Genomic DNA, 26,951 nt, shown 5'->3' with positions numbered 1-26,951 from the left:
CTCCCCCCCCGAGTCGGCCGTGGAGACGACCCCCACTCTCCCCCCCGGTGGGGGTCGTCGCATGTCCGGGTGGGTTTCTCCCCCCTTTTTCATGGGCCGCGAGGCCTGGTCGGGCGGCTTCAGCCGCCCCTTTCGCATGCCCATGATCCGTCACTCCGAGTAGTCGAGACGCTGCGCTGCGGAAGCCGCGCGGACCTCGGAACGGGGCTCACCGGTATGGGTGACGGAGATATTCACAACCCCCGGGCCGTCCACGGTTTTCGACCAAGATCCACACGATTTCCCGGTTCGCTGCACCGTGATTCCAGCGCGATCCGGCAGCGGCCACTTCATGGCCGGTTCCCATTGCCGGGCGTCAATGGCCGGTTTCTACCAGCCGTGCATATGAAGGCCGATTGCCGGTTCTTCACACGTTTGGGAATCGCGGGACCGCAGTGGCCCCGCGCCACCACTCAGCGACCACTCAGCGACCACTCAGCCAAGGGGGAAGCTCACATGGCCAAAACCGTCACCCAGGACCCACCGCCCGCCGCCGCGGGACGGCCCGGACGCCCGATGATCGTCACCGAGGACGCCGAACTCCTCGACGACCTCTTGCGGCTGTGCGCCGCGGCCGGCGCCAAACCAGAGGTCCACCACGGCGTACCGGAACGCGGCGGCGGCTGGGAGTCCGCCCCGCTCGTCCTGGTCGGCGACGACGCGGCACGGCGGGTGCGCGGGGCCACACGCCGACGCGGAGTGGTGCTGGTCGGCCAGGACCAGGACGACCCCGACGTGTGGAAACGGGCCGTGGAGATCGGCGCCGACCACGTCCTGATGCTGCCGGACGGCGAGCAGTGGCTCGTGGACCGGATCGCCGACGTCGTCGAGGGGGTGGGCCGCCCGGCCCTCACCGTCGGAGTGATCGGCGGCCGGGGCGGGGCCGGTGCCTCCACGCTCGCCTGCGCGCTCGCCGTCACCTCTGCGCGTGAGGGACTGCGCACCCTCCTCGTGGACGCGGATCCACTGGGCGGCGGAATCGACGTACTCCTCGGCGGCGAGACGGCCGAAGGCCTGCGCTGGCCCGCCTTCGCCGCCTCGCGCGGCCGGCTCGGCAGCGGCGCCCTGGAGGAGTCGCTGCCCGAACTGCACTCGCTGCGCATCCTCAGCTGGGACCGCGGCGACTGCGTGGCGATCCCGCCGCCCGCCGTCCGCGCGGTGCTCGCGGCCGCCCGGCGGCGCGGCGGCACGGTCGTCGTCGACCTGCCGCGCCGCCTGGACGACGGGATCGCCGAAGTCCTCACCCAACTCGACCTGGCCGTCCTGGTGGTTCCGGCCGAACTGCGCGCGATCGCCGCCGCCGGACGGGTGGCGGCCACCGTCGGCATGGTCGTGCGCGACCTGCGGGTGGCGGTGCGAGGGCCGTACGCGCCGGGTCTGGACGACCGGGAGGTGGCCCACCTGCTCGGCCTGCCCCTGGCCGGCGAAGTGCCCGCCGAACCCGGCCTGTCCCGTCCCGACCGCAAGCCCCCGGGCGCCGTCGCACGCGGGCCGCTGGCCCGCTTCTGCAAGGACTTCTGGGAGCGGACGCTGGTCGAGGCAGGTGGCGTATGAGGCCCGGCACCCCGGACGGTGACGGCCCGGCCCTGCTCGACGGGGTGCGGCGCTGGCTCGCCGAGAGCGGCGCCGAACCCACGCCCGCGCGGGTGGCGCAGGCGCTGCGCGCGCAGGGCCGGGTGCTCGGCGACGCCGAAGTACTCGGCGCGGCCGAACGACTCCGCTCCGAACTGGTCGGCAGCGGCCCCCTGGAGCCGCTGCTGGCCGACCCCACGGTCACCGACGTCCTGGTGACCGCCCCCGACCGGGTCTGGGTGGACCGCGGCGGCGGCCTGGAACTGACCCCGGTCGCCTTCCCGGACGCGGCGGCGGTACGACGCCTCGCGCAGCGACTGGCCGCGGTGGCCGGCCGCCGCCTCGACGACGCGCGTCCCTGGGCGGACGCCCGGCTGCCCGACGGCACCCGCCTGCACGCGGTCCTGCCCCCGGTGGCGGTCGGCTGCACCTGCCTGTCCCTGCGGGTGGTACGGCCCCGGGCGTTCACGCTGGACGAACTGGTCGCGGCGGGCACCGTTCCGCCCGGCGGTGACCGGATCCTGCGCGCCCTGCTGGCGGCCCGGCTGTCCTTCCTGGTCAGCGGCGGCACCGGCACCGGCAAGACGACCCTGCTCAGCGCCCTGCTCGGGCTGGTCGGCCCGGGGGAGCGGATCGTGCTCGCCGAGGACTCGGCGGAGCTGCGGCCCGAACATCCCCACGTCGTACGGCTGGAGACCAGACCAGCCAACCAGGAGGGCGCCGGCCTGGTGACCCTGGAGGACCTGGTCCGGCAGGCCCTGCGGATGCGCCCCGACCGGCTCGTGGTCGGCGAGGTGCGCGGGCCCGAGGTGGTGCACCTGCTGGCCGCGCTCAACACCGGCCACGAGGGCGGCTGCGGCACCGTGCACGCCAATGCGGCGGCCGACGTACCGGCCCGCCTGGAGGCGCTCGGTACGGCCGCGGGACTCGACCGGGCGGCCCTGCACAGCCAGGTGGCGGCCGCCCTGGCGGTGGTGCTGCACCTCGCACGGGACCGCGCGGGCCGACGCCGGATCACCGAGGTGCACGTGCTGGAACGGGACCCCTCGGGTCTGGTGCGGACGGTACCGGCCCTGCGCTGGGGCACGGACGCGTTCGCACGCGAGCGGGGGTGGGAGCGGTTGCGGGAGCTGCTTCGAAGCGACGTGAGTGACCGGAATTCCGAGAAAGGGTGCCTGTGATGGGCGAGACGACGGTGGGTGCTGTCGTGGTGTGCGGTGGGGTCATGGCCTGGCTGCTGGCCGAGCGGCAGCGCGAGGTGCAGCGGGCCCGGCTGCTGCTCGCCGGGGGCGGGGCGGTGACCACCGGACCGCCCTCCTGGGAGCGTGCGGCCGGGGAACTGCGGCGGCTGCACGGCCGCCTGCGAGCGGAGTGGTGGGCCCTCGTCCTCGGGCTGGTGCTCGCGTTCCTCGCCGGTTCGGCCCTTCCGGTCCTCATGGGGGCGGCCGGGGTCCCGGTGCTGCGCCGGCTGCGGCTGGCCCGGCAGGAGCGGCGTGCCCGGGACGTGCGCGCGGACGCGGTGATCGCGCTGTGCGGGGCGCTCGCCGGCGAGGTGCGTGCCGGACGACAGCCCGCCGAGGCGCTGCTGCGGGCCGCGCGGGACTCCGGCGGACTGGGCGAGGCGCAGGCTGCGGTGGTGGCGGCGGCCCGCTTCGGCGGGGATGTGCCGGGCGCCCTCGCGGTGGCGGCCCGGCAGCCGGGTGCCGACGGCCTGTCGGGGCTCGGGGCCTGCTGGCGGGTGGCGGTCGACCAGGGCGCGGGACTGGCTGCGGGCCTGGACCGCCTGGACGCCGCCCTGCGCGCCGACCGGGACCAGCGGGCCGACCTGCGCGCCCAGTTGTCGGGCGCCCGGGCCACCGCCCTGATGCTCGCCGCCCTGCCCGCCCTCGGCCTGTTGCTCGGTTCGGCCATGGGTGCCGAGCCGCTGCGGGTGCTGCTGCACACCGGCGCCGGGCTGGGCTGCCTGGCCGCAGGCACCGTTTTCGAAGGCGCCGGTATGTGGTGGGCGGTCCGGATCGTGCGGGGAGCTGAGGCGCTGTGAGCGCGGAGGCCCTCCACAAGCTGGAGGCCGTCCACAGGCTGGGGGCGGCGACCGCGGTGCTGCTGGCCCTGGGCTGGTCGGCGTGGCGGCTGGAGCGGGCCAGGCACGGGCGCCGGGCAAGGCGCCGGATGGCCACGCTGCTGGCCCTGGAGACGGCGGAGTTCCACCCCGACGTGGGCGGTGCCCTCCGCAGGTGGCTGCCGGTGGCCGGGGTGGTGTGCGGCGGCTGGGTGCTGATCGGCGGGATCACCGGGGCGCTGCTGGGGCTGGGCGTCGCCGTGGGGCTGTGGCGCCGGCGGCGACGGGAGGCCGACGGGGAGCGGGGGGTGCGGGCGGAGTCGGCCGAGGCCGTGCGTCAACTCCCGCTCGCCGCCGACCTCCTGGCGGCCTGCATCGCGGCCGGCGCCGGGCCGGTGGTCGCCGCCCAGGCCGTCGGCGAGGCCCTCGGCGGACCCGTCGGGGACGGGCTCGCGCGGGGCGCGGCCGAGGTGCGGCTGGGCGGTGAACCGGCGGACGCCTGGCGGCGGTTGGCGGCGCTGCCGGGTGCCGCCACCCTGGCCCGGCTGCTGGAGCGGGCCGACGAGTCCGGGCTGCCGGCCGCGGTCCCCGTCGCCCGGCTCGCCTCGGACGCCCGCGCGGAGTGGGCGCGGGCCGCGACCACCCGGGCACGACGGGCGGCCGTGCTGATCTCGGCGCCGGTGGGGCTCTGCTTCCTGCCCGCGTTCGTCTGCGTCGGGGTGCTGCCCGTGGTGATCGGGCTGGCGGGCGGAGTGCTGCGAGGAGGTGGCGGATGACGGCTCGCGGGCGGGCGGGCGACGGAACTGAGCCGTGAGTTCAGGGGATGCAACCCCGTTCGACGGTTCGACGGTTCAAGGGATTCAACGGGTTAAACGAACAAAGGGAGTCGAGATGTACCAGAAGATGCGGATGCTGCTGCGTCGGGACGCCGGAATGGTCACGTCCGAGTACGCGATGGGGATCATCGCCGCCGTCGGGTTCGCGGCGGTCCTGTACGCGGTGGTGACGAGCGGGCAGGTCAGCCATGAACTGCAGGACATCGTGAAACGAGCCCTCAGTGCGCGGATGTGAGCGGGGGCGCCGGGCCGACCGGGGGTTCGTGACCGCGGAGGCGGCCGTGGTGCTGCCGGTGCTGGTGGCGTTCACGATGGCGCTGGTGTGGGGGCTGCTGGTGGTGGCCGCCCAGATCCGGTGCCTGGACGCCGCCCGCACCGGGGCGCGGGCCGCCGCGCGGCAGGACGCCGAGGACGCGGTGGTCGCGGTGACGAAGGAGGCGGCGCCGGACGGGGCGACGGTGACCGTGGGCAGAGAGGGCGACCGGGTCCGGGTGACGGTGGTGGCGAGACCACCGGTGCTGGGTGCGCTGCCGTTCGAGGTGCGCGAGTCGGCGGTGGCGTCGGCGGAGGGACCGTGAAGCGCCGGTACTCGGATCAGGGATCCGCCACCGTGTGGAGCGTGGGGGCGATCGCCGTGCTGTGCGTCGTGTTCGGCGTCGTGCTCGCACTCGGGCAGGCCGTGGTCGCACGGCATCGCGCGGCCGGCGGCGCCGACATGGCCGCGCTCGCGGCGGCGGACCACTGGGCCGAGGGGACGGCGGTGGCCTGTGCCCGGGCCGACCGGGTGGCACGGGCACAGGGCACCCGGCTGACGCGGTGCGCGCTCACGGGGGACGTCTCGGACGTGACGGCGGCGTCGGGAGCGGGACCGTTCGCGGCGGAGGTCAGGGCCAGAGCGGGCCCGCCCGCGACGCGCCCATGAGGGGCCAGAACCCCAAGATCTTCATGGGTCTTCTAGTCCGGCGCCCCCTTCAGCAGCACCGTGAGGAGCCGTACCGCCCCCCGCTTGTGCAACGGCTCGTTCCCGTTGCCGCACTTGGGGGACTGGATGCAGGAGGGGCACCCGGCGTCGCACTCGCACGCGGCGATCGCCTCCCGGGTGGCCGTGAGCCAGGTGCGGGCCGTGTGGAAGGCGCGCTCCGCGAAGCCCGCGCCGCCCGGGTGGCCGTCGTAGACGAAGACCGTCGGCAGGAGCGTGTCGGGGTGCAGCGGGATCGACACGCCGCCGATGTCCCAGCGGTCGCAGGTCGCGAAGAGCGGGAGCAGGCCGATGGAGGCGTGCTCGGCGGCGTGCAGGGCGCCGCCGAGGATCTCCGGGTCGATCCGGGCCTCGTCGAGCTGGTCCTCGGTGACGGTCCACCACACCGCGCGGGTGCGCAGCGTACGAGGAGGGAGGTCGAGTTTCGTCTCGCCCAGGACCTCGCCGGTGATGAGCCGGCGCCGGAGGAAGGAGACCACCTGGTTGGTGACCTCGACGGAGCCGTAGCAGAGACGGCCGTCGCCCCAGGGGACCTCGACGTCGGTCTCCAGGACGGAGATGGCCGTGGTGTCCCGGGCGACCGTGGAGTACGGCGGGTCGGCCTGTTCGACCAGGGCCACCGAGTCCTCCAGGTCCAGGGACCGCACGAGGTAGGTGCGGCCCTGGTGGAGGTGGACGGCGCCCTCGTGGACGGTGGAGTGCGCGGCGCTCGCGTCGACCGTGCCGAGCAGGCGTCCGGTGCCCGCCTCGACGATCTGCACCGGGCGGCCGCCCTCGCCGCGGATGTCGGTGAGGTCGGCGGCCCGCTCCCGTCGGGTCCAGTGCCAGGCCCTGGTGCGGCGGCGCAGCAGCTTCGCGGCCTCCAGCTGCGGCAGCAGTTCCGCGCAGGCGGGTCCGAAGAGGTCGAGGTCGTCGTCGGTGAGGGGGATCTCGGCCGCGGCGGCACACAGGTGCGGGGCGAGGACGTAGGGGTTGTCGGGGTCGAGGACGGTCGATTCCACCGGTTGGTCGAACAGTGCCTCGGGATGATGGACGAGGAAGGTGTCCAGCGGGTCGTCGCGGGCGACCAGCACGGCGAGGGCGCCCTGACCGGAGCGGCCCGCGCGACCCGCCTGCTGCCACACAGAGGCCCTCGTACCGGGGTACCCGGCGATCAGTACGGCGTCCAGGCCGGAGACGTCCACACCCAGCTCCAGGGCCGTCGTGGCGGCAAGTCCGAGCAGCTCCCCGGAGTGCAGCGCGCGTTCCAGGGCGCGCCGCTCCTCGGGAAGGTAGCCGCCGCGATAGGCCGCGACACGCCGGGCGAGGGAACGGTCGACCTCGGCCAGCCGTTCCTGGGCGATGACGGAGATCAGCTCCGCGCCGCGTCTGGAGCGCACGAAGGCGACGGAGCGCACGCCCTGCACGGCGAGGTCGGTCAGCAGGTCGGCGGTCTCCGCGGTGGCGGTACGCCGGACGGGGGCGCCCTTCTCGCCGTGCAGCTCGGTCAGTGGCGGCTCCCACAGGGCGAAGACCAGTTCGCCGCGCGGGGATGTGTCGTCGGCGACCGCCACGACCGGCAGTCCGGTGAGCCGGCGGGCGGCGACGGCCGGTTCGGCGGCGGTCGCGGAGGCCAGCAGGAAGACCGGGGAGGCGCCGTAGCGGGCGCACAGGCGGCGCAGCCGGCGCAGTACCTGGGCGACGTGCGAGCCGAAGACGCCCCGGTAGGTGTGGCACTCGTCGATGACGACGTACTTCAGCGACTTCAGGAAGGAGGACCAGCGCGGGTGCCCGGGGAGTATCCCGCGGTGCAGCATGTCCGGGTTGGTGAGCACGTAGTTGGCGTACTGGCGGACCCACTCGCGTTCCTCGTACGGCGTGTCGCCGTCGTAGACCGCGGGGCGCACGGCGTTGCCGAGCGGTTGTGAAAGTTCCTTCACCGCTCTGCACTGATCGGCCGCGAGAGCCTTGGTGGGCGCCAGGTAGAGGGCGGTGGCCCCGCGGCCGTTCGGTGCCTCGGAACCCTCCAGGAGGGTGGACAGGACGGGCACGAGGTACGCCAGGGACTTGCCGGAGGCGGTGCCGGTGGCGACCACCACGGAGTCGCCGTCCAGGGCGTGCTCGGCGGCCAGCGCCTGGTGCTCCCAGGGGTGCTCGATGCCGCACTCCCGCACGGCCGCGATCACCTCCGCGCGAATCCGGTCAGGCCAGACGGCATGCCGACCGGCACGCGGGGGCAAGTGCTCCGTATGAGTGATGCGCGAAGCCCGGCTCGGCCCGGAGGCGAGCCGGTCCAGGACCGTGCCCGGAGAGAACCCGGACACGGCCGGAACCGGCGGTCGATCGGATCGGTGATTTATGGCCATCGGGACCGAGTGTGTCACCGGCGTGACGGACAATGGGGCCAAGGCGTCGTGCACGCCTGCCGGTAAGTGATTGAATGCCATCGCGGCTGGCGAACGTCCCAGGGGCCGCAAGCCGAGGTGTCCCGAGGGGCGACCGCTCGATAGCAAGGTGCTGGAGGATCCGTGGACCTGTCCCTGTCGACCCGTACAGTCGGCGATCGTACGGTCGTCGAGGTCGGTGGCGAAATCGACGTATATACCGCGCCCAAGTTGCGCGAGCAGCTGGTCGAGCTGGTGAACGACGGGAATTTCCACCTCGTCGTTGACATGGAGGGCGTCGACTTCCTCGACTCCACCGGGCTCGGCGTGCTGGTCGGCGGCCTGAAGCGGGTGCGTGCCCATGAGGGTTCGCTGCGCCTGGTGTGCAACCAGGAGCGCATTCTGAAGATCTTCCGCATCACCGGCCTCACCAAGGTGTTCCCGATCCACACCTCGGTCGAGGAAGCGGTGGCGGCCACCGACTGACCCGGACCGGCCGACGCGTCCCGGACCGCCCATCGGTCCGTGGCGTCCGGCCGGTCTCCGGCACGGGCGCGTACGTCCCGTACGCGCCCGCCTGCCACCCCAGCCCGTTCGGGCCCGCGTGCCCGTGCCGGCAGCCGTGCACGGGCCGCAGTGCCCACGACGGACGCAATTCATCGGGGGTCCGGGTTCTCGGCGGCCCGGCCCCCCACCGCACGCCCGTTTCCGAGGGGGACGTATGGCCACCGTTGAACTCCGCTTCAGCGCGCTGCCCGAGCACGTCCGCACCGCCCGACTGGTGGCGGCGGCGGTGGCTCGCAGGGCCGGAGTGGACGAGGCCGTCCTGGACGAGGTCCGGCTGGCCGTCGGCGAGGCCTGTTCCCGAGCGGTGGGTCTGCACCAGAGCTCCGGCATAACCGAACCCGTGCGGGTCGCGCTGATCGAGGAGGAGAAACAGTTCTCCATCGAGGTCGGCGACGACGCGCCCCACTCCGCTCCCGGTGACCGGACATCCGGTGCTTCGGCGGAGGCGGACGTGGAGGCCGAGGAGGACGAGATGGGCCTCGCGGTCATCAGCGGTCTCGTCGACGACGTGGAGGTCACCACCGGGGAGAACGGCGGGTTGATCCGCATGACCTGGCCGACCGTCCCGCCGGGGGTCGCGCTCACCTGAGAGCCACCTGATCGAAGACAAGAAGGGCCCTGCGAGCAGGGCCCTTCTTGTTATTTTCCCTCGGGTGTCACCCGCTTGGCCGAATTCGTGAAACAATTCACGATCGGGGTACCCGGCAGATCGCCGGATAATTCGATCAAGCGCCGATTGCTCCACTGGTGATCGTCAATGCTTTTAGGGCGTTACCGCTTTCGGGTTCGATGGCCTGACCTCGATCATTTGCTGAAGAGCACAAGAAGGCCAATTCCGTTTACCGGCCCCTGTTTAGATCACTCCCGGGTACCTAGAATCCGTCCACATCTTGAGCTCAGCCCAAGCGTCAAGGAGGACGAATGGCGGGGCTTTCTACCCCTCATCAGTTGGGCCACCCCACAACCCTCGCGGCCGCGGTCCTGACCGACGACAACCGGGTCCTGGTGGCGGTCATCGCCGCCGTGGCGCTGGCCGCGCTCGTGGTCGCCTGGATCCTGGTCCGTCAGGTACTCGCTGCGGGCGAGGGCACCGACAGCATGAAGAAGATCGCGGCGGCGGTCCAGGAAGGCGCGAACGCCTATCTGGGCCGACAGTTGCGCACGCTCGGCGTATTCGCCGTCGTGGTCTTCTTCCTGCTTCTGCTGCTGCCCGCGGACGACTGGAATCAGCGCGCGGGCCGGTCGATCTTCTTCCTGATCGGCGCGGCCTTCTCGGCGACCACCGGTTATATCGGCATGTGGCTCGCCGTGCGCAGCAATGTGCGGGTCGCCGCAGCGGCCCGCGAAGCAACACCGGCGGAAGGCGAACCGGAAAAGGATCTCACCGCCGTCTCGCACAAAGCCATGAAGATCGCTTTCCGCACGGGCGGCGTGGTCGGCATGTTCACCGTGGGGCTCGGCCTGCTCGGCGCCTCCTGTGTGGTGCTGGTGTACGCGGCCGACGCGCCGAAGGTGCTCGAAGGCTTCGGCCTCGGCGCCGCCCTGATCGCCATGTTCATGCGTGTCGGCGGCGGCATCTTCACCAAGGCCGCCGACGTCGGCGCCGACCTGGTCGGCAAGGTCGAACAGGGCATTCCGGAGGACGACCCGCGCAATGCCGCGACCATCGCCGACAACGTGGGCGACAACGTCGGCGACTGCGCGGGCATGGCGGCCGACCTCTTCGAGTCGTACGCGGTGACCCTGGTCGCCGCGCTGATCCTCGGCAAGGCGGCCTTCGGCGACTCCGGTCTCGCCTTCCCGCTCCTGGTGCCGGCCATCGGTGTGCTCACCGCGATGATCGGCATCTTCGCGGTCGCGCCGCGGCGCAGCGACCGCAGCGGCATGACCGCCATCAACCGCGGCTTCTTCATCTCCGCGGTGATCTCGCTCGTCCTGGTCGCGGTCGCGGTCTTCGTCTACCTGCCGGGGAAGTACTCCGACCTTCACGGGATCAGCGACGCGGCCATCCGGGCCAAGGACGGCGACCCGCGGATCCTCGCGCTCGTCGCGGTCGCCATCGGCATCCTGCTGGCGGCCGTCATCCAGCAGCTGACCGGCTACTTCACCGAGACCAACCGGCGTCCCGTCAGGGACATCGGCAAGACCTCGCTGACCGGTCCGGCCACCGTGGTCCTCGCCGGTATCTCGGTCGGTCTCGAATCGGCCGTCTACACCGCTCTGCTGATCGGTCTCGCCGTCTACGGCGCGTTCCTGCTCGGCGGCACGTCGATCATGCTCGCGCTGTTCGCGGTGGCGCTGGCCGGCACCGGCCTGCTCACCACGGTCGGTGTGATCGTCGCCATGGACACTTTCGGGCCGGTCTCCGACAACGCCCAGGGCATCGCCGAGATGTCCGGTGACGTCGTGGGCGCGGGCGCGCAGGTGCTCACCAACCTGGACGCCGTCGGCAACACCACCAAGGCCATCACCAAGGGCATCGCGATCGCCACCGCCGTCCTCGCGGCGTCGGCGCTCTTCGGGTCGTACCGGGACGCGATCACCACCAACGTGCAGGACGTGGGGGCGAGACTGACCGGTGCGGGCTCGCCGCTCAGCCTGTCGATGGACATCTCGCAGCCCAACAACCTCGTCGGCCTCATCGCGGGCGCGGCGGTCGTCTTCCTCTTCTCCGGACTCGCCATCAACGCGGTGTCGCGGTCGGCCGGTTCGGTGGTCTTCGAGGTGCGGCGGCAGTTCCGCGAGCACCCCGGGATCATGGACTACACGGAGACGCCCGAGTACGGCAAGGTCGTCGACATCTGCACCAAGGACGCCCTGCGGGAGCTGGCCACGCCGGGACTGCTCGCCGTGATGGCGCCCATCTTCGTCGGGTTCACGCTCGGCGTCGGCGCGCTCGGCTCCTATCTCGCGGGGGCGATCGGCGCGGGCACCCTGATGGCCGTCTTCCTGGCCAACTCCGGTGGCGCCTGGGACAACGCGAAGAAGCTCGTCGAGGACGGCCACCACGGCGGCAAGGGCAGTGAGGCCCACGCCGCCACGGTGATCGGCGACACGGTCGGCGATCCCTTCAAGGACACCGCGGGTCCCGCGATCAACCCGCTGCTCAAGGTCATGAACCTGGTGTCGCTGCTCATCGCGCCCGCGGTGATCAAGTTCTCCTACGGCCATGACAAGAGCATCGGCGTCCGGATCCTCATTGCGGTGTTCGCCCTGCTCGTGATCGTCGGCGCGGTGTACGTCTCCAAGCGGCGCGGTATCGCCGTCGGTGACGACGAGAGCTCCGAACGGGTGGCCAAGTCGGCCGATCCGGCGGTGGTTTCGTAGGCGGTCCTGCGACGCCCACCGGGGCGCTCACGAAGGTCCCGGCCAAGGAGCGGGCGGACGGCGCGTGTTGACGCGCTGTCCGCCCGTTGCGCGCTCCCGCGCCCGCACCGGGTGCCCGTCCTGCGCGGTCAGCGCCGGATTCGTAGGGAAACAGACCCGTGTGCGTGGTTTCGTCGTGAGCCTTCTCTCCCCTGAGTGAATCGGCATAAAAGCGGACTAAAAGGCGCCGATCGTGAGGGTGGCGGCCGTCCGCCGTGTAGATTCCGGGGGCCGAGAGCCATGGAAGGGACCGATCCGGTGAACAAGAAGCTCGCGGCCGCACTGTCCGGCGGTGCGGTACTGGTAGGTGCGCTGTCCGGGTGCAGCAGCGGTGACAAGGGCCCCGACCCGAAACTGATCGCCTGGGCCAAGACCGTGTGCGACGCGGTGCCCGCGCAGGACGCGAAGATCAAGGCGGCCAACGAGGCGATCGCGCAGACGGCCTCGAACACCACGAGTTCGCCCGCGACCATCCAGAAGACCGACTCCCAGGCCTTCCAGGACATGTCCGACGGCTACAAGGCGCTCGCGGCGGCCATCAGCGGTGCGGGGGCGCCCCCCGGGGTCGACGACGGCGCCAAGCGTCAGCAGGACGTCGTCAAGAACCTCGACAGCCTCTCCGCGTCCTACGTCGGCCTGAAGAAGAAGGTCGACGCGCTGAACACCAAGGACCAGGCGAAGTTCGCCTCCGGGCTGCACGACGTCGCCTCCCAGATGGCCGACCTGGAGACGCAGAACAAGAGCGGCACCCAGGCCCTGGAGGCCCTGGAGCAGGGCGACGTCAAGAACGCGATCGCCGAACAGGCCAGCTGCAAGAAGGTCACCACGACGTCCGGAGCCTCGGCGTCGGCCTCGTCGACGGCGGGCTGACGGGGGCGCGGCACTCCGGTCGGCCGTGGGCCGGCCGGCGGATTCGTGAGGGCGTGCTGGGCCCGCCTGCCATGGCGCGCGCGGGCCACAATGGAGGGCGTGACTGACTCCGGCCTCGCCACCCTGCCCGCCTCCGACCGCCCCGACGTCGCCGCCCGGCTGCGCACCGCCCTGCTGGGCGCCTCCTTCACCGCCGACGGGCTCCTGGAACTGCTCGGCGCGCCCGCGTACGCGGCGCTGGCCCGCAGTGAGACCGTGCCCGCGCTCCGGGCGACCCGCGGGGACGCGCCGCTGGAGACGCTCGTGCGGCTGTTCCTGCTCCAGCAACCCGTGCCGCACGCGCGCGTGGCCCGCTTCCTGCCCGTCGACGACCTCCTGGAGGCCGGCTGGCTGACTGCCGTCGGCGGTGCCGAGGTCGCCGCCACCGTGGACGTCCGGCCGTACGGCGGACCCGACGGCGAGGACTGGTTCATCGTGTCCGACCTCGGCTGCGCGGTCGGCGGCGCCGGCGGTGTCGGGCAGCGGAACGAAGAGGTCGTTCTCGGGGTCGGCGGCGCGTCCACGACGCTCGCCGGCATCACCGTCCGCAGGCCCGTCGCCGCCGCCCTCGACCTCGGTACGGGCTCCGGGATCCAGGCCCTGCACGCCTCCCGGCACGCCACGCGCGTGACGGCGACCGACCTCAACCCGCGCGCGCTGCACATCACGGCGCTCACCCTGGCGCTGTCCGGCGCACCCGCGGCCGACCTGCGCGAGGGCTCGCTCTACGAGCCGGTGAAGGACGGGGAGACGTACGACCTCATCGTCTCCAACCCGCCGTTCGTGATCTCGCCCGGAGCCCGGCTCACCTACCGGGACGGCGGGATGAGCGGGGACGATCTGTGCCGCTCGGTCGTTCAACAGGCCGGGGAGCGGCTGACCGAGGGCGGGTTCGCGCAGTTCCTCGCCAACTGGCAGCACGTCGAGGGGGAGGACTGGCAGGACAGGGTCAGGTCGTGGGTGCCGCGCGACTGCGACGCGTGGATCGTGCAGCGCGAGGTGCAGGACGTCAACCAGTACGCCGAGCTGTGGCTCAGGGACTCCGGCGACCACCGCGGCGACCCGGCGGACTACCAGGCGCGGTACGACGCGTGGCTCGACGAGTTCGAGGCGCTCAAGGTGAAGGGGGTGGGATTCGGCTGGATCACGCTGCGCAGGACGGGCGCCGCCGTGCCCTCCGTGACCGTCGAGGAGTGGCCGCATTCGATCGAACAACCGCTCGGCGACACGATCCACGCCCACTTCGAACGGCTCGACTATCTCCGTGACCACGACGACGCGGGACTCCTCGAAGGACACTTCAAGCTCGCCGTCGAGGTGGTCCAGGAGCAGGTCGGGCTGCCCGGCGCCGAGGACCCCGAGCACGTGGTGCTGCGCCAGCACCGCGGGATGCGCCGCGCGACCAAGGTGGACACGGTGGGCGCCGGGTTCGCAGGGGTGTGCGACGGCACGCTGAGTGCGGGGCGGATTCTCGACGCCATCGCCCAGCTGGTCGGCGAGGACCCGGTGCTGCTGCGCGACCGCACCCCCGCGCAGATCCGGCTGCTGGTGGAACAGGGGTTCCTGGAGCCGACCGGCTGACGGCGGCTCTGGCGCACGGCCCGGCCGGTGCGGGACCGGCCGGGGGCGGGCTCGGGACACGCCGGGAATGGAAAAGGGCCGGAAAAATGTGGCCCGCGCGTTCGCCGGGTAGCCAGTCGATCGCACGTTCGAGTGAGTTACGCCTCCTCGTTCACCTCGATTTCTTGCGCCCGCCGCCCGCTCGCCGTCCCCGCGTGCCAGTCTCCGCAGGCTGGACACGCACGGACGGACGGGAAGGGGTGCGCGGGCCATGGAGAGCGGACCTGCGATCTTCGCAGGGGTGGTGTTCGCCCTGTTCGGAGGCGCACTGCTGGCGTGGACGGGCACCCGGGTCCGGCGCGGCGAACCCGTCGCCCAGGGGGTGGGCCAGGGCGCGTCGGCGACCCTCGCGAGCCTCGTCGCGGTGGTCGCGCTGGCCCTCGGGGCCGTACTGCCTGACCCGTTCGTGAGGATGCCGTGGGAGTAAGGGGAGCGTCACGCTCCGGGTGGCGCCGGAGGGCGGGCGAGGACTCCGGGCGGCAGGAATGGCGGTAGTCGGGTTACCGTTCGAGTGGCCGTTGTGAGCTTTTCCCGTTTGACACGGGGGCGGGATGTACCGTCACACTCCGCAGCGTCACCAAGTGAGCGGGCATCCGTGTCCGTGCCACGACCCCGGGAGCAAGGCCTGGGGAGGCCACAGCGTCGACCGGAGAGAAGAGCGAAGTTGTCCCCGACCAGCGAGACCGCACAGGGCGGCCGCCGACTCGTCATCGTCGAGTCGCCTGCCAAGGCGAAGACGATCAAGGGCTATCTGGGCCCCGGATACGTCGTCGAAGCGAGCGTCGGGCACATCCGTGACCTTCCCAACGGCGCCGCGGAGGTGCCCGAGAAGTACACCGGCGAGGTCCGGCGCCTCGGCGTGGACGTCGAGCACGACTTCGAGCCGATCTATGTGGTCAACGCCGACAAGCGGGCCCAGGTCAAGAAGCTCAAGGACCTGCTGAAGGACTCCGACGAGCTCTACCTCGCCACCGATGAGGACCGCGAGGGCGAGGCGATCGCCTGGCACCTCCAGGAGGTCCTCAAGCCGAAGATCCCCGTCAAGCGGATGGTCTTCCACGAGATCACCAAGGACGCGATCCGGGCCGCCGTCGCCAACCCGCGCCAGCTCAACCAGAAGCTCGTCGACGCCCAGGAGACCCGCCGCATCCTCGACCGCCTCTACGGCTACGAGGTCTCGCCGGTCCTGTGGAAGAAGGTCATGCCGCGACTGTCGGCCGGCCGCGTCCAGTCCGTGGCCACCCGGCTCGTGGTCGAGCGGGAGCGCGAGCGCATCGCGTTCCGGTCCGCCGAGTACTGGGACCTGACGGGCACCTTCGCGACCGGCCGCGCGGGCGACCCGTCCGACCCGTCCTCGCTGGTCGCCCGCCTCCAGGCCGTCGACGGCAGGCGTGTCGCCCAGGGCCGTGACTTCGACTCGCTCGGGCAGCTCAAGAGCGCGAACACCCTCCACCTCGACGAGGCGAACGCCCGCGCCCTCGCCGCCGCGCTGGAGAACACCCGGTTCGCGGTCCGCTCGGTCGAGTCCAAGCCGTATCGCCGCTCGCCGTACGCCCCGTTCCGTACGACGACCCTCCAGCAGGAGGCCTCGCGCAAGCTCGGCTTCGGCGCGAAGGCCACCATGCAGGTGGCCCAGAAGCTGTACGAGAACGGCTACATCACCTACATGCGTACCGACTCCACGACGCTGAGCGACACCGCCATCGCGGCCGCCCGCGCCCAGGTCACGCAGTTGTACGGTGCCGACTACCTGCCCCCGGCCCCGCGGACGTACGCCGCCAAGGTCAAGAACGCGCAGGAGGCGCACGAGGCGATCCGCCCCTCGGGTGATCGTTTCCGCACCCCGGCGGAGACCGGCCTGACCGGCGACCAGTTCAAGCTCTACGAACTGATCTGGAAGCGGACCGTCGCCTCCCAGATGAAGGACGCGACCGGTAACTCCGTCACCGTGAAGATCGGCGGCACCGCCTCCGACGGCCGGGACGCCGAGTTCAGCGCCTCCGGCAAGACCATCACCTTCCACGGCTTCCTCAAGGCCTACGTCGAGGGCGCCGACGACCCGAACGCCGAGCTGGACGACCGCGAGCGCCGGCTGCCCCAGGTCAACGAGGGCGACGCGCTGTCCGCCGAGGAGATCACGGTCGACGGGCACGCCACCAAGCCCCCGGCCCGCTACACCGAGGCCTCGCTGGTCAAGGAGCTGGAAGAGCGCGAGATCGGCCGCCCGTCGACGTACGCGTCGATCATCGGCACCATCCTCGACCGCGGCTACGTCTTCAAGAAGGGCACGGCCCTCGTGCCGTCCTTCCTGTCCTTCGCCGTGGTCAACCTCCTGGAGAAGCACTTCGGCCGGCTGGTCGACTACGACTTCACCGCCCGCATGGAGGACGACCTCGACCGCATCGCCGCAGGCCAGGCCCAGGCCGTGCCGTGGCTCAAGCGCTTCTACTTCGGCGAGGGCACAGCCGTCGGCGGCGCGGCCGACGCCGGCAACGGCGACGGGGACCACCTCGGCGGCCTCAAGGAGCTGGTGACCGACCTCGGTGCGATCGACGCGCGCGAGGTGTCCTCGTTCCCGGTGGGCAACGGCATCGTGCTGCGAGTCGGGCGCTACGGCCCGTACATCGAGCGCGGCGAGAAGGACGCCGAGGGCCACCAGCGGGCGGACGTCCCCGAGGACCTGGCCCCGGACGAGCTGTCCGTCGAGCTCGCGGAGGAACTGCTCGCCAAGCCGAGCGGCGACTTCGAGCTGGGCGCCGACCCGGAGACCGGCCACCAGATCATCGCCCGCGACGGCCGCTACGGCCCGTACGTCACCGAGGTGCTCCCCGAGGGCACCCCGAAGACCGGCAAGAACGCGGTCAAGCCGCGCACGGCGTCGCTCTTCAAGACCATGTCCCTGGACACGGTCACGCTGGCGGACGCGCTGAAGCTGATGTCGCTGCCGCGCGTCGTCGGCACCGACGCCGAGGGCCAGGAGATCACCGCGCAGAACGGGCGCTACGGGCCGTACCTGAAGAAGGGCACGGACTCGCGTTCGCTCACCTCCGAGGACCAGCTCTTCACGATCACCCTCGAAGAGGCGCTGCAGATCTACTCCCAGCCCAAGCAGCGCGGCCGGGCCGCCGCCAAGCCGCCGCTGAAGGAGCTGGGCACCGACCCGGTCAGCGAGAAGCCGGTCGTGGTGAAGGACGGCCGTTTCGGTCCCTACGTCACCGACGGGGAGACCAACGCGACCCTGCGCTCCGGCGACAGCGTCGAGACGATCACCCCCGAGCGCGGTTTCGAACTGCTCGCCGAGAAGCGGGCGAAGGGGCCCGCCAAGAAGACGGCGAAGAAGGCGCCCGCGAAGAAGACCGCGACCGCCAAGAAGGCCGCGCCCGCGAAGAAGACGGCCGCCAAGAAGACCGCGGCGAAGAAGACCACGACCGCCGCGGCGGCCGCCAAGAAGACGACCGCCGCGGCGAAGAAGACGACGGCCGCCTCTCGGACGGCGACCGCGGAGGACTGAGCCCGGCACCGAGTCGACGTGAACCGTCGGCTCACAACGGTCACATCAGTCACATCGGCTTCGCATTGCGAACGCCCCGGCATCAACTTGGTGTCGGGGCGCGCGTACGTCCGGACGGTCGCCGCGGGCTGTCGGTGGCTGCCGATAGGCTGAAAGCATGACGCGAGCCGATCAGCCAACGGCCCCCCAGACAGACCCGGACGACGCGCTGGTAGCGGATTCCCGCGAGCGCGCCGTCCGCTCCCTGCTGCGCCGACCCGAGCTGAGGCGGTTGTGGAGCGCCCAGCTGGTGAGCGGAGTGGGCGACAGCCTGGCACTGCTCGTGCTCGTCGTGCTGACGCTCCAGGCGGCCGTCGCCGAGGGCTCGTTCGGCGGCGGCTACCGGGGCGTGGCGTTCGCGGTGGCGATCGTCTTCGGGGTGCGCATTCTCGCCACTCTCCTCTTCGGCGCGGTCCTGCTGGGCCCGCTCACCTCCCTGACCGCGACCGACGGCCCGCTCGACCGCCGCTGGACCATGGTCGGCGCCGACGGACTGCGCGCCGTCCTGCTGATCATCGCGCCCCTGTGGATCGACTGGACACCCCGCAACGCCCCGGCCCTGCTCCTGGTGACCGCCTTCGTCACCGGGATCGCCGAGCGCTTCTGGACCGTCTGCCGGGAGAGCGCGGCCCCCGCGCTGCTGCCCGCCCCGCCCCTGGAGGGCGCGACGGTACGACCGCTGCCCGACCACCTGGACGCCCTGCGCCGGCTGTCGCTGCGCACCACCTTCCTGGCCGTCCCGCTCGCCGCGGCCACGCTCGTCGCCGCCTCGCTGGTCAACAACCTCCTGGGCACGGGCATCGCCTGGTTCGCCCAGCACCAGGCGGCCCTCGGCTCGTACGTGGCGGCCGGCCTGTTCGCCGGGTCGCTCTCCGTGCTGGTCTACCTGGAGGTGCCCGGCACCCGCACCCCCCGCGCGCGGTCCCCGCTGGAGGGCCTGCGCCGCCCCAGGACCGGCACCGGCACCGACACGGGCCGCACCGGCGCCATCCCGCTGCTCGTGCTGGCCTGCGCGGCCGTCGCCGGGGCGATCTCCGCGGCCGTCGCCGTCTGCGTGCTGCACGCCAAGGACCTGGGCGGCGGCCCGGTCCTGTACGGCCTGCTGGTGCTCGCCCTGACCGGTGGCGTAGCCGTCGGCATCCGCACCGCGCCCCAGCTGCTGCCGACGCTCTCGCGCCGCCGGCTGCTGTCGCTGGCCATCGCTTTCACCGGCATCGCGCTGCTGGTCGCGGGCCTGGTCCCGGACGTCACCACGGTCGTGCTGGTCGTCGCGCTGGCCGGGATCGGCGCGGGCGTCGCCGCCAACACCGGCCACACCCTGCTCGACCAGGAGACCGAGGACTTCCGGCGGGCGCGCACGACCGAGCACCTGCACGCGGTGGTCCGGGTCGCCATAGCGCTCGGCGTGCTGATCGCGCCCCTGGTGGCCGCGCTGATCGGGCCGCACCGGCTGGAGAACGGCAAGTTCGTGTTCGCGCACGGCGGCGCCGCGTTCACCCTGATGCTGGTCGGCGCGCTGCTCCTGCCGGTGGCCGCGCTCGTGCTGGCCAAGGTCGACGACCGTGCGGGCGTACCGCTGCGCCACGACCTGCGGGACGCGCTGCTCGGCGGTGACGACCCGGCCGAGGCGCCCACCGCCAACGGTTTCTTCATCGCCCTGGAGGGCGGCGACGGCGCGGGCAAGTCCACCCAGGCCGAGGCCCTCGCCGAGTGGATCCGCGCCAAGGGCCACGAGGTCGTCCTCACCCGCGAGCCGGGCGCCACCCCGGTCGGCAAGCGGCTGCGCTCCATCCTCCTCGACGTGTCGTCCGCCGGTCTGTCGCACCGCGCGGAGGCGCTGCTGTACGCCGCCGACCGCGCGGAGCACGTCGACACCGTCGTCCGGCCCGCCCTGGAGCGCGGCGCGATCGTCATCTCCGACCGGTACATCGACTCGTCCGTCGCCTACCAGGGCGCGGGCCGCGACCTGTCCCCGACCGAGGTGGCCCGCATCAACCGCTGGGCGACCGACGGCCTCGTGCCGCACCTCACCGTCCTGCTGGACGTGCCGCCGGAGATCGCCCGCGAGCGGTTCACCGAGGCGCCCGACCGGCTGGAGTCGGAGCCCGCCGAGTTCCACGCGCGCGTGCGGGCCGGTTTCCTCACCCTGGCCGCCTCCGATCCCGGCCGCTACCTGGTGGTCGACGCCGGCCAGGAGGCCGAGGCCGTCACCACCGTCGTCCGGGCCCGCCTGGACACCGTGCTGCCGATGTCGGAGGCCGAGATCAAGGCCGCCGAGGAGGCCCGTAGGAAGGCCGAGGAGGAAGCCCGGCGCAAGGCCGAGGAGGAGGCCGCCCGCAAGGCCGAGGAGGAGCGCCTGGAGCGCGAGCGCCAGGAGCAGCTCGCCAAGCTGCGCGCCGAGGAGGAGGAGCGCAAGCGCCGCGAGCTGGAGGAGGCGCAGCGCCGCGAGGCCGAACGGCAGGCGGAGGAGGCCCGGCTGCGGGCCGAGGAGGCGCGCAAGCGTGCCGAGGAGGAGCAGGCCAGGCTGCTCGCCGAGGAGAAGGCCCGCGCGGAGGCCGAGGCCCGCCGCAAGGCCGAGGAAGAGCGGCGCCGCAAGCAGGCCGAGGAGGAGGCCCGGCTGCGTGCCGAGGCCGAGCAGCGGCGCCTGGAGAAGCAGCGCAAGGCCGAGGAGGCCCTGGTCAAGGCCGAGCAGGCGCGGCGCGCCGCGGCGGAGGCGGCGGCAGCGGCGGACGTGGTCGCCCACCGGTCGGCGGTCCCGCAGCCGAAGGCGCCCGGTGTCACCCCGGAGGCGACGACCATGCCGACGCCGGTGGTGAAGCCGGAGGGCCGGGACGACGAGACGAAGGTGCTGCGTCCGGTACGGGACGAGCCGGCGCCGGCGGCGCGACAGCCCGAGTCCGAGTCCGAGGTCACGGCGAAGCTGCCGCAGCCGCCGGTGCCGGGCGAGCAGCCCCGGGGCGCCGCGGACGAGACGGCGGTGCTGCCGCCGGTGCCGCCGGGCGCGGCTGACGAGACGGCGGTGCTGCCGCCCGTGACGCCGGGAGGAGCCGCCGACGAGACGGCCGTGCTGCCTCCGGTGCGGTCCGGCGCGGCCGACGAGACCGCAGTACTGCCTCCGGTGCGCGAGGACGCCTCGGCGGCCGCGGACGGCCCGGCGGACCGGATGCCGCGCGGCTTCTTCCGGGACGAGCGGACGGACGGGGACCCCGACGGTTCCGAGGACCGCACGCGCGAGCTGCCGCAGATCGACGCCGACGCCGAAACGGGTACCGGTGCCGACGTTCCGGCCCGGCGACGGCGCCCCCGGCCCGACTGGGCGGAGGAGACCCCGCTGGACGACCTGCCGTCGCTGGCGGACGAGCTGCTCGGCTCGTACGAGGAGCAGGGGCCCGACGACGAGCGTGGCCGCCGGGGTCGCGGGCGACGCGGCTGAAACGCGGCCGGCCGCGGGCGCGGGCCGCGGGGTCGGGGCGCGAGCGTGCGGGGGCGGTGCCGACCGGTGCCGCCCCGTTGTCAGTGGGCGCCCGCACAATGGAAGCCGGGCCGGGACGTGAGTGCCGGGCCGGGACGTGTGTACCGGCCGTGCCGGGAATGTGTGGGGAAAGGGCGGCGTGACCCATGACCGTATGGGACGACATCGTCGGGCAGGAGCGGGTGAGCGAGGTGCTCACCGCCGCCGCCCGGGACGCCGACGCCCTCGTCACCGCGGCGGCGGCCGACCAGCCGCTGCCGGAGTCGTCGAAGATGACCCACGCCTGGCTGTTCACGGGCCCGCCCGGCGCCGGTCGCAACCAGACGGCGCGGGCCTTCGCCGCCGCGCTGCAGTGCGTCAGTCCCGACCGCGCCCTCGGCGGCGCCCCCGGCTGCGGCTTCTGCGACGGCTGCCACACCGCGCTGGTCGGCACCCACGCGGATGTCACGACCGTCGCCGCCGTCGGCGCCGAGATCCTGGTCAAGGACATGCGCGACACGGTCCGCAAGTCCTACACGTCCCCGGCGACCGGCCGCTGGCAGATCATCCTGGTCGAGGACGCCGAGCGGCTGAACGAGAAATCGGCCAACGCCGTCCTCAAGGCCGTCGAGGAGCCCGCCCCCCGCACGGTCTGGCTGCTGTGCGCCCCCTCGCTCGAGGACGTGCTGCCCACGATCCGCTCCCGCTGCCGCCACCTGAACCTGAGCACGCCGTCGGTCCAGGCGGTCGCCGACATGCTCGTCCGGCGCGAGGGCGTCGATCCGGAGACCGCGGCGAACGCGGCCCGCGCCACCCAGGGGCACGTCGACCGGGCCCGCCGCCTGGCCACCGATCCGGCGGCCCGTGCCCGCCGCGCGGCCGTGCTGAAGCTGCCGTTGCGGCTGGACGAGGTCGGCGCGTGCCTGAAGGCCGCCCAGGAGCTGGTGGACGCGGCGGCCGAGGACGCCAAGCAGCTCGCCGAGGAGATGGACGGCAAGGAGACCGAGGAGCTGAAGGCGGCGCTCGGCGCGACCCAGGGCGGTCGGCTGCCGCGCGGCACGGCAGGTGTGCTGAAAGACCTGGAGGACATGCAGAAACGCCGCCGCACCAGGACCCAGCGCGACAGCCTCGACGTCGCCCTCACCGACCTGACCGGCTTCTACCGGGACGTCCTCGCCCTCCAGCTCGGCTCCCGGGTCGCGATCGCCAACGCGGACGCCGAGGACGCCCTGGAGCGGCTGGCACGGGCCGGCTCGCCCGAGGCGACGCTGCGCCGGATCGAGGCGATCGCCGCCTGCCGGGACGCCCTGGACCGCAACGTGGCGCCGCTGCTGGCGGTGGAGGCGATGACGATGGCCCTGAGAGCGGGCTGAACGCCGTACGGGCCTCTGGTCCGTCGTTGACCGGGGTCACCCGTACGAGCCACGCGCGGCACGCACTGCACAGAGATCATTCCTCGGCGTTACGCTCGATTGATGCACATCAGGCGAATGCCCCGCCAGAACCGAAATCGGCCCCGGACCCCCCACACCCCGGCCCCCCGCACCCGGACCATGGCGGCCGCCCTGCTCTCGGCCGCCGCCCTGCTCGCCTCCGGGTGCTCCGCCCCGGGGAGCGCGGCGACGGCGGCGGCGCCGTCGGCGGCGACCTCGGCCGGTACCGCCGAGCTGGCCGCGCTGCCCCGTGCGACGCCGCCCGCGCTGGCGCCGTACTACGACCAGAAGCTCAGCTGGCGCGACTGCGGAGTCCCCGGCTTCCAGTGCGCCACGATGAAGGCCCCGCTGGACTACGCCAGGCCCGGCGCGGGTGACGTCCGGCTGGCGGTGGCCCGGAAGAAGGCGACCGGCAGGGCGGAGCCGCTCGGTTCGCTGCTGGTCAACCCGGGCGGGCCGGGCGGCTCGGCGGTCGACTACCTCCAGCAGTACGCCGGCATCGGCTACCCCGCCGAGGTCCGGGCCCGCTACGACATGGTCGCGGTCGACCCGCGGGGAGTCGCCCGCAGCGAGCCCGTGCGGTGCCTGAACGGTCGACAGATGGACGCGTTCACCGAGACCGACATGACGCCCGACGACCAGAAGGAGACGGACCAGCTGGTCGGGGCGTACAACAAGTTCGCGGAGGCCTGCGGAACGCATGCGGCGCAGCTGCTGCGGCATGTCTCCACCGTCGACTCGGCACGCGACATGGACATCCTGCGGGGGGTGCTGGGCGACCGGAAGCTGAACTACGTGGGGGCGTCGTACGGCACGTTCCTCGGCGCCACCTACGCGGGGCTCTTCCCGGACCGGGTGGGCCGGATGGTGCTGGACGGTGCGATGGACCCCTCGCTGACCGCGCGCCGGCTGAACCTGGAGCAGACGGCGGGGTTCGAGACGGCGTTCCAGTCCTTCGCGAAGGACTGCGCGAAGCGCACCGACTGCCCGCTCGGCGCCAAGGGCAGTACGCCGGAGCAGATCGCCGACACCATGAAGACGTTCTTCCGGAAGCTCGACGCGCACCCCGTGCCGACCGGCGACGCGGACGGCCGCAAGCTCACCGAGTCCCTCGCCACGACCGGTGTGATCGCGGCGATGTACGACCAGGCGGAGTGGGAACAACTGCGGGACGCGCTGCACGCGGCGATGAAGGAGAACGACGGCGCGGGTCTGCTCGCCCTCTCCGACAGCTACTACGAGCGGGACTCCGACGGCGACTACTCGAACCTGATGTCCGCCAACGCGGCGGTGAACTGCCTGGACCTGCCGCCCGCCTTCACCACCCCCGAGCAGGTCGAGAAGGCGCTGCCCGAGTTCGAGAAGGCCTCCCCCGTGTTCGGGCCGAACCTGGCGTGGGCCTCGCTGAACTGCGCGTACTGGCCGGTGAAGGCCACGGGGCAGCCGCACCGGATCGAGGCGAAGGGCGCCGCGCCGATCGTCGTGGTCGGCACCACCCGGGACCCGGCGACCCCCTACCCCTGGGCCCAGTCCCTGGCCCGCCAGCTGGCCTCGGCCCACCTCCTCACCTACGTCGGCGACGGCCACACCGCCTTCGGCCGAGGCAGCGCCTGCATCGACTCGGCGATCGACACCTACCTCCTCAAGGGCACCCCGCCGGCGAAGGGAAAGCGCTGCTCGTAGCGGCCACGTAGCGGCCACGGCCGGCCCCGGAGCGCCCGCTCCGGGGCGTGTACGGAGCACCCCCGGAAACTGTGTAGACTTACCGACGTCGCTGATCGCACCATAGTGCGGGCGACGCGCCGCTTTAGCTCAGATGGCCAGAGCAACGCACTCGTAATGCGTAGGTCTCGGGTTCGAATCCCGAAAGCGGCTCCGGCAAAGGCCAGGTCACATAGCTCGTGACCTGGCCTTTTGTGTTGCTCGGGACATGACGCGTCACACGGCCGGGGTGCCGCGAGATGGCTTGTGTGAGCGATGCGTGAGCGGAGTGGTCCGGTGCCCTACTTCTTGGGCTTCTTCCGCTTGCCCTTCCTCTTGGCCCTGGCCTCAGCTTTCGCCTTGTCCTTGGCCTTCTTGGCGGCCTTGCGGGCGGCCTCCTCCGCCTCGGTCTTCCGCTGGAGCGGGACCAGCTTGGCGGTGGCCTCGGCTGCGTTCTTGCCGACCTGCGGCAGAACGCTCTGATAAATGTCCCGCGTAATGCGGGTGTCGCTGTGCCCGAGTGTGTCCGACACGATCTTCACGTCGATGCCGGCGGCGAGCATGAGCGTGGCTGCCCCATGGCGGAGGTCGTGCAGCCGGATCGGCGGGAGTCCGGAGGCGGCGACGAGGCGCTCGAAGAGGTCGGTCACCTTGCCGGGATGGAGCCAGGAGCCGTCCTCCTGGGTGAAGACCATGCCGGTCTCGCCCCAGGCTGATCCCCACTCCTCACGGTGCGCGTCCTGCTGTTCGCGGTGCCGCTTCAGGACGCTGACGGTGTCGTCGTCGAGCGCGACCACACGGAAGCCGCTGTCCGTCTTGGGCTCCGAGGTCTCGACCTCCCACCCGTCCTGGACGAGCTGAGCGGAGACGGTCAGGGAGTGGTCATCGAGGTTGGTCTCCGACCAGGGCTGCGCGCATGCCTCGCCCCGCCGCAGGCCGCGGAAGGCGATCAGGTGACACATCGCGTACAGCCGGTCCTCCGCGAGGAAGTCGAGGAACGCGTCTGTCTGTTCGGGCGTCCAGACCATGACGGGGGAGGGCTTCTCGCCCGTCTGCTCCCACCTGGCGACCCGCGCGTCCGTCCACACCAGAGCCTTCGGCTTGCGCACAGGATCGAGCTCGACGTGCGCCGCCGGGTTGAAGGTGAGGATCTGCTGGCCGATCGCGTCGCTCAACGCGGACCGCAGCGTCGCCTTGACGCGCAGCCGGGTAGCCGGACCGGTCACACGCCGGAACGGCGGCATGGCATCGATCGCCGTCTTCATCACCTTGCGGTGGGCGCGGTTGCCCGCACCCTTCCACGGCACGGTGGCCAACTCCTCCACCGCGGCCCGGCGCTGGGCGTTCTGCTCCAGGATCTCGGCATTACCGTCGGCTATGGCCGTGAACATCTCGCTGAGATGGCTCACACGCAGGCGGTCGAGACGGTGGTGGCCGATCCGGGGCTTCAGATGGAACCGGATATCGGTCTCGTAGCGGGTGAGCCCCGACTTGCGGATGCGCTTGCCGTCGAGCCACCGATCGAGCCACTCGCTGACGGTCAGACGGCCGATCAGGTCCTGACCGGACTTCAGGCGCCGCCGGGCACCGACGACGCCCACGCCCAGGCCCACATCACCGCCCTCGGCGAACTGATCGAAGCCACCGCTCAGAAGGCTCCGGATCATCTGCGTGCGGAACTCCAGTCCGCTGCCAAGGCGTTTGCCTGAGCCCAGCGTTCCCGGGTCCGCGCCGAAGACAGCGCCGCCCACGCCCTGCGCAGCGCGGCGCGCGACATCGTCCACACCGCCACCGGCCCCGACGGCAGCGCACTGGCCGCCCTGGCCGCCGCCCTCGTCTGGGCGACCATCATCGCCGCACGCTGGCACGAAGCGAAGAACCAGGCCCACCAGGCCGACGCCGGGGGCCAGGCCGTCCAGCACCTCCAGACGGCCGCCGACCGCGCCCTTGCCCCGGCACTCGCCGACCTGACAGCCAGGCAGCCCAAGGATCAAGCCCGCCGCGTTCTCGCGAATGACGTACGAGCAGCCATCCCCGACCACGCCGAGCGCGTCCTGACCGACCCGGCCTGGCCGGCGCTCGCCACCGTCCTCGCCGACGCCGAAGCCCGCGGCCATCAACCCCACCAGCTCCTCAAGGAGGCCGCTGCTCAGCGAGAGTTGACCACTGCCCGCCAGCCCGCGCGCGTGCTGATCACTCGCATCCAGCACACCGGCCGAAACCCGGCACGCAACCGCCTTGCCGAGGCTGCCCGCATGCAGTCGACCATGGTGGGCTCGATCCCTGCCCAGCCGACCCGAAACGATCAGCCTGCAGCGGTCACTACGTTGCCTCCCCAAGGGCAGCACCGACCGAGCCGGTGGCCGTCGCGCGGGGTGCGTCCCGCACCCCGCGGCTTCGCGGCGGCGAGTTGGCGGCTTCAAGCCAACGTCGCCTCGAACCCACCCCGCGCCCTTGACGACCCTCGCACCCTTCGGAAACGTCGCACGCAAGAACACGCAACCCG

At 72.5% G+C, this 26,951-nt stretch carries 18 protein-coding genes, 1 tRNA gene and 1 pseudogene; 18 read left to right on the top strand and 2 right to left on the bottom strand.

The window, feature by feature from the left end; all coding sequences use genetic code 11:
* Positions 1 to 495: 495 nt before the first annotated feature.
* The 7 genes from ssd (at position 496) to AB0958_RS04125 (ending at position 5,428) form a co-directional block, all read left to right on the top strand.
* Positions 496 to 1,593, top strand: a complete 1,098-nt coding sequence (gene ssd / locus AB0958_RS04155; RefSeq protein ID WP_366888744.1) for a septum site-determining protein Ssd — start codon at positions 496 to 498, stop codon at positions 1,591 to 1,593.
* Positions 1,590 to 2,792, top strand: coding sequence for a TadA family conjugal transfer-associated ATPase (locus AB0958_RS04150; protein WP_366888743.1), 1,203 nt, complete (start codon positions 1,590 to 1,592; stop codon positions 2,790 to 2,792). The genes ssd and AB0958_RS04150 overlap by 4 nt, the downstream gene beginning before the upstream one ends.
* Complete coding sequence (locus AB0958_RS04145) at positions 2,792 to 3,652, top strand: type II secretion system F family protein (RefSeq protein WP_366888742.1); 861 nt, start codon at positions 2,792 to 2,794, stop codon at positions 3,650 to 3,652. Before AB0958_RS04150 ends, AB0958_RS04145 begins: the two co-directional genes overlap by 1 nt.
* The gene (locus AB0958_RS04140) at positions 3,649 to 4,446 is read left to right on the top strand and encodes a type II secretion system F family protein (RefSeq protein WP_366888741.1); all 798 of its coding nucleotides are present in this window, start codon (positions 3,649 to 3,651) and stop codon (positions 4,444 to 4,446) included. Before AB0958_RS04145 ends, AB0958_RS04140 begins: the two co-directional genes overlap by 4 nt.
* Positions 4,447 to 4,561: 115 nt before the next feature.
* A complete protein-coding gene (locus AB0958_RS04135; RefSeq protein ID WP_366888740.1) occupies positions 4,562 to 4,741 on the top strand; it encodes a DUF4244 domain-containing protein in 180 nt (59 codons plus the stop codon).
* A gap of 28 nt (positions 4,742 to 4,769) precedes the next feature.
* Positions 4,770 to 5,084: a TadE family type IV pilus minor pilin gene (locus AB0958_RS04130; protein WP_366888738.1), complete on the top strand. Its 315-nt coding sequence runs from the start codon at positions 4,770 to 4,772 to the stop codon at positions 5,082 to 5,084.
* Positions 5,081 to 5,428, top strand: a complete 348-nt coding sequence (locus AB0958_RS04125; RefSeq protein ID WP_366888737.1) for an Rv3654c family TadE-like protein — start codon at positions 5,081 to 5,083, stop codon at positions 5,426 to 5,428. The genes AB0958_RS04130 and AB0958_RS04125 overlap by 4 nt, the downstream gene beginning before the upstream one ends.
* A gap of 32 nt (positions 5,429 to 5,460) precedes the next feature.
* On the opposite strand, the gene AB0958_RS04120 is transcribed toward AB0958_RS04125, so the two are convergent.
* On the bottom strand, positions 5,461 to 7,911 hold the full coding sequence (locus AB0958_RS04120; RefSeq protein ID WP_366888736.1) for a DEAD/DEAH box helicase: 2,451 nt from the start codon (positions 7,909 to 7,911) through the stop codon (positions 5,461 to 5,463).
* Between the two features lie 81 nt (positions 7,912 to 7,992).
* Here AB0958_RS04120 and bldG point away from each other — a divergent pair, with 81 nt between their 5' ends.
* The 11 genes and pseudogenes from bldG (at position 7,993) to AB0958_RS04065 (ending at position 24,619) form a co-directional block, all read left to right on the top strand.
* The gene (gene bldG / locus AB0958_RS04115; RefSeq protein ID WP_010986038.1) at positions 7,993 to 8,334 is read left to right on the top strand and encodes an anti-sigma factor antagonist BldG; all 342 of its coding nucleotides are present in this window, start codon (positions 7,993 to 7,995) and stop codon (positions 8,332 to 8,334) included.
* 235 nt (positions 8,335 to 8,569) lie between these two features.
* The gene (locus AB0958_RS04110) at positions 8,570 to 9,004 is read left to right on the top strand and encodes an ATP-binding protein (protein ID WP_366888735.1); all 435 of its coding nucleotides are present in this window, start codon (positions 8,570 to 8,572) and stop codon (positions 9,002 to 9,004) included.
* Between the two features lie 332 nt (positions 9,005 to 9,336).
* Positions 9,337 to 11,742, top strand: coding sequence for a sodium-translocating pyrophosphatase (locus AB0958_RS04105; protein ID WP_366888734.1), 2,406 nt, complete (start codon positions 9,337 to 9,339; stop codon positions 11,740 to 11,742).
* Positions 11,743 to 12,021: 279 nt separating this feature from the next.
* Complete coding sequence (locus tag AB0958_RS04100) at positions 12,022 to 12,651, top strand: small secreted protein (protein ID WP_366888733.1); 630 nt, start codon at positions 12,022 to 12,024, stop codon at positions 12,649 to 12,651.
* A 90-nt stretch (positions 12,652 to 12,741) separates the two neighbouring features.
* Positions 12,742 to 14,271: a methyltransferase gene (locus tag AB0958_RS04095; protein ID WP_366888732.1), complete on the top strand. Its 1,530-nt coding sequence runs from the start codon at positions 12,742 to 12,744 to the stop codon at positions 14,269 to 14,271.
* Between the two features lie 250 nt (positions 14,272 to 14,521).
* Positions 14,522 to 14,720, top strand: a pseudogene (locus AB0958_RS04090) (hypothetical protein).
* A gap of 254 nt (positions 14,721 to 14,974) precedes the next feature.
* The gene (topA, locus tag AB0958_RS04085; RefSeq protein WP_366888731.1) at positions 14,975 to 17,821 is read left to right on the top strand and encodes a type I DNA topoisomerase; all 2,847 of its coding nucleotides are present in this window, start codon (positions 14,975 to 14,977) and stop codon (positions 17,819 to 17,821) included.
* 157 nt (positions 17,822 to 17,978) lie between these two features.
* A complete protein-coding gene (gene tmk / locus AB0958_RS04080) occupies positions 17,979 to 21,293 on the top strand; it encodes a dTMP kinase (RefSeq protein WP_366888730.1) in 3,315 nt (1,104 codons plus the stop codon).
* 185 nt (positions 21,294 to 21,478) lie between these two features.
* Complete coding sequence (locus AB0958_RS04075; RefSeq protein ID WP_366888729.1) at positions 21,479 to 22,684, top strand: DNA polymerase III subunit delta'; 1,206 nt, start codon at positions 21,479 to 21,481, stop codon at positions 22,682 to 22,684.
* Between the two features lie 180 nt (positions 22,685 to 22,864).
* Positions 22,865 to 24,427 (top strand): alpha/beta hydrolase, encoded by a 1,563-nt coding sequence (locus AB0958_RS04070; protein ID WP_366888870.1) that lies wholly within the window; start codon positions 22,865 to 22,867, stop codon positions 24,425 to 24,427.
* 118 nt (positions 24,428 to 24,545) lie between these two features.
* A tRNA-Thr gene (locus AB0958_RS04065) sits at positions 24,546 to 24,619 on the top strand.
* 128 nt (positions 24,620 to 24,747) lie between these two features.
* Here the strand turns inward: AB0958_RS04065 and AB0958_RS04060 are convergent.
* Complete coding sequence (locus AB0958_RS04060; RefSeq protein ID WP_366888728.1) at positions 24,748 to 26,793, bottom strand: tyrosine-type recombinase/integrase; 2,046 nt, start codon at positions 26,791 to 26,793, stop codon at positions 24,748 to 24,750.
* Between the last annotated feature and the right edge of the window lie 158 nt (positions 26,794 to 26,951).

The organism is Streptomyces sp. NPDC006655 (assembly GCF_040703965.1).
Classification (GTDB): domain Bacteria; phylum Actinomycetota; class Actinomycetes; order Streptomycetales; family Streptomycetaceae; genus Streptomyces.
This window is presented reverse-complemented; position numbering and strand designations above follow the sequence as displayed.

Coding starts and splice junctions, on each gene's coding strand:
- ssd (WP_366888744.1), top strand. CDS start 496: ATGGCCAAAACCGTCACCCAGGACCCACCGCCCGCCGCCGCGGGACGG.
- AB0958_RS04150 (WP_366888743.1), top strand. CDS start 1,590: ATGAGGCCCGGCACCCCGGACGGTGACGGCCCGGCCCTGCTCGACGGG.
- AB0958_RS04145 (WP_366888742.1), top strand. CDS start 2,792: ATGGGCGAGACGACGGTGGGTGCTGTCGTGGTGTGCGGTGGGGTCATG.
- AB0958_RS04135 (WP_366888740.1), top strand. CDS start 4,562: ATGTACCAGAAGATGCGGATGCTGCTGCGTCGGGACGCCGGAATGGTC.
- AB0958_RS04120 (WP_366888736.1), bottom strand. CDS start 7,911: ATGGCATTCAATCACTTACCGGCAGGCGTGCACGACGCCTTGGCCCCA.
- AB0958_RS04110 (WP_366888735.1), top strand. CDS start 8,570: ATGGCCACCGTTGAACTCCGCTTCAGCGCGCTGCCCGAGCACGTCCGC.
- AB0958_RS04105 (WP_366888734.1), top strand. CDS start 9,337: ATGGCGGGGCTTTCTACCCCTCATCAGTTGGGCCACCCCACAACCCTC.
- AB0958_RS04100 (WP_366888733.1), top strand. CDS start 12,022: ATGGAAGGGACCGATCCGGTGAACAAGAAGCTCGCGGCCGCACTGTCC.
- AB0958_RS04095 (WP_366888732.1), top strand. CDS start 12,742: ATGGAGGGCGTGACTGACTCCGGCCTCGCCACCCTGCCCGCCTCCGAC.
- tmk (WP_366888730.1), top strand. CDS start 17,979: ATGACGCGAGCCGATCAGCCAACGGCCCCCCAGACAGACCCGGACGAC.
- AB0958_RS04075 (WP_366888729.1), top strand. CDS start 21,479: ATGACCGTATGGGACGACATCGTCGGGCAGGAGCGGGTGAGCGAGGTG.
- AB0958_RS04070 (WP_366888870.1), top strand. CDS start 22,865: ATGGCGGCCGCCCTGCTCTCGGCCGCCGCCCTGCTCGCCTCCGGGTGC.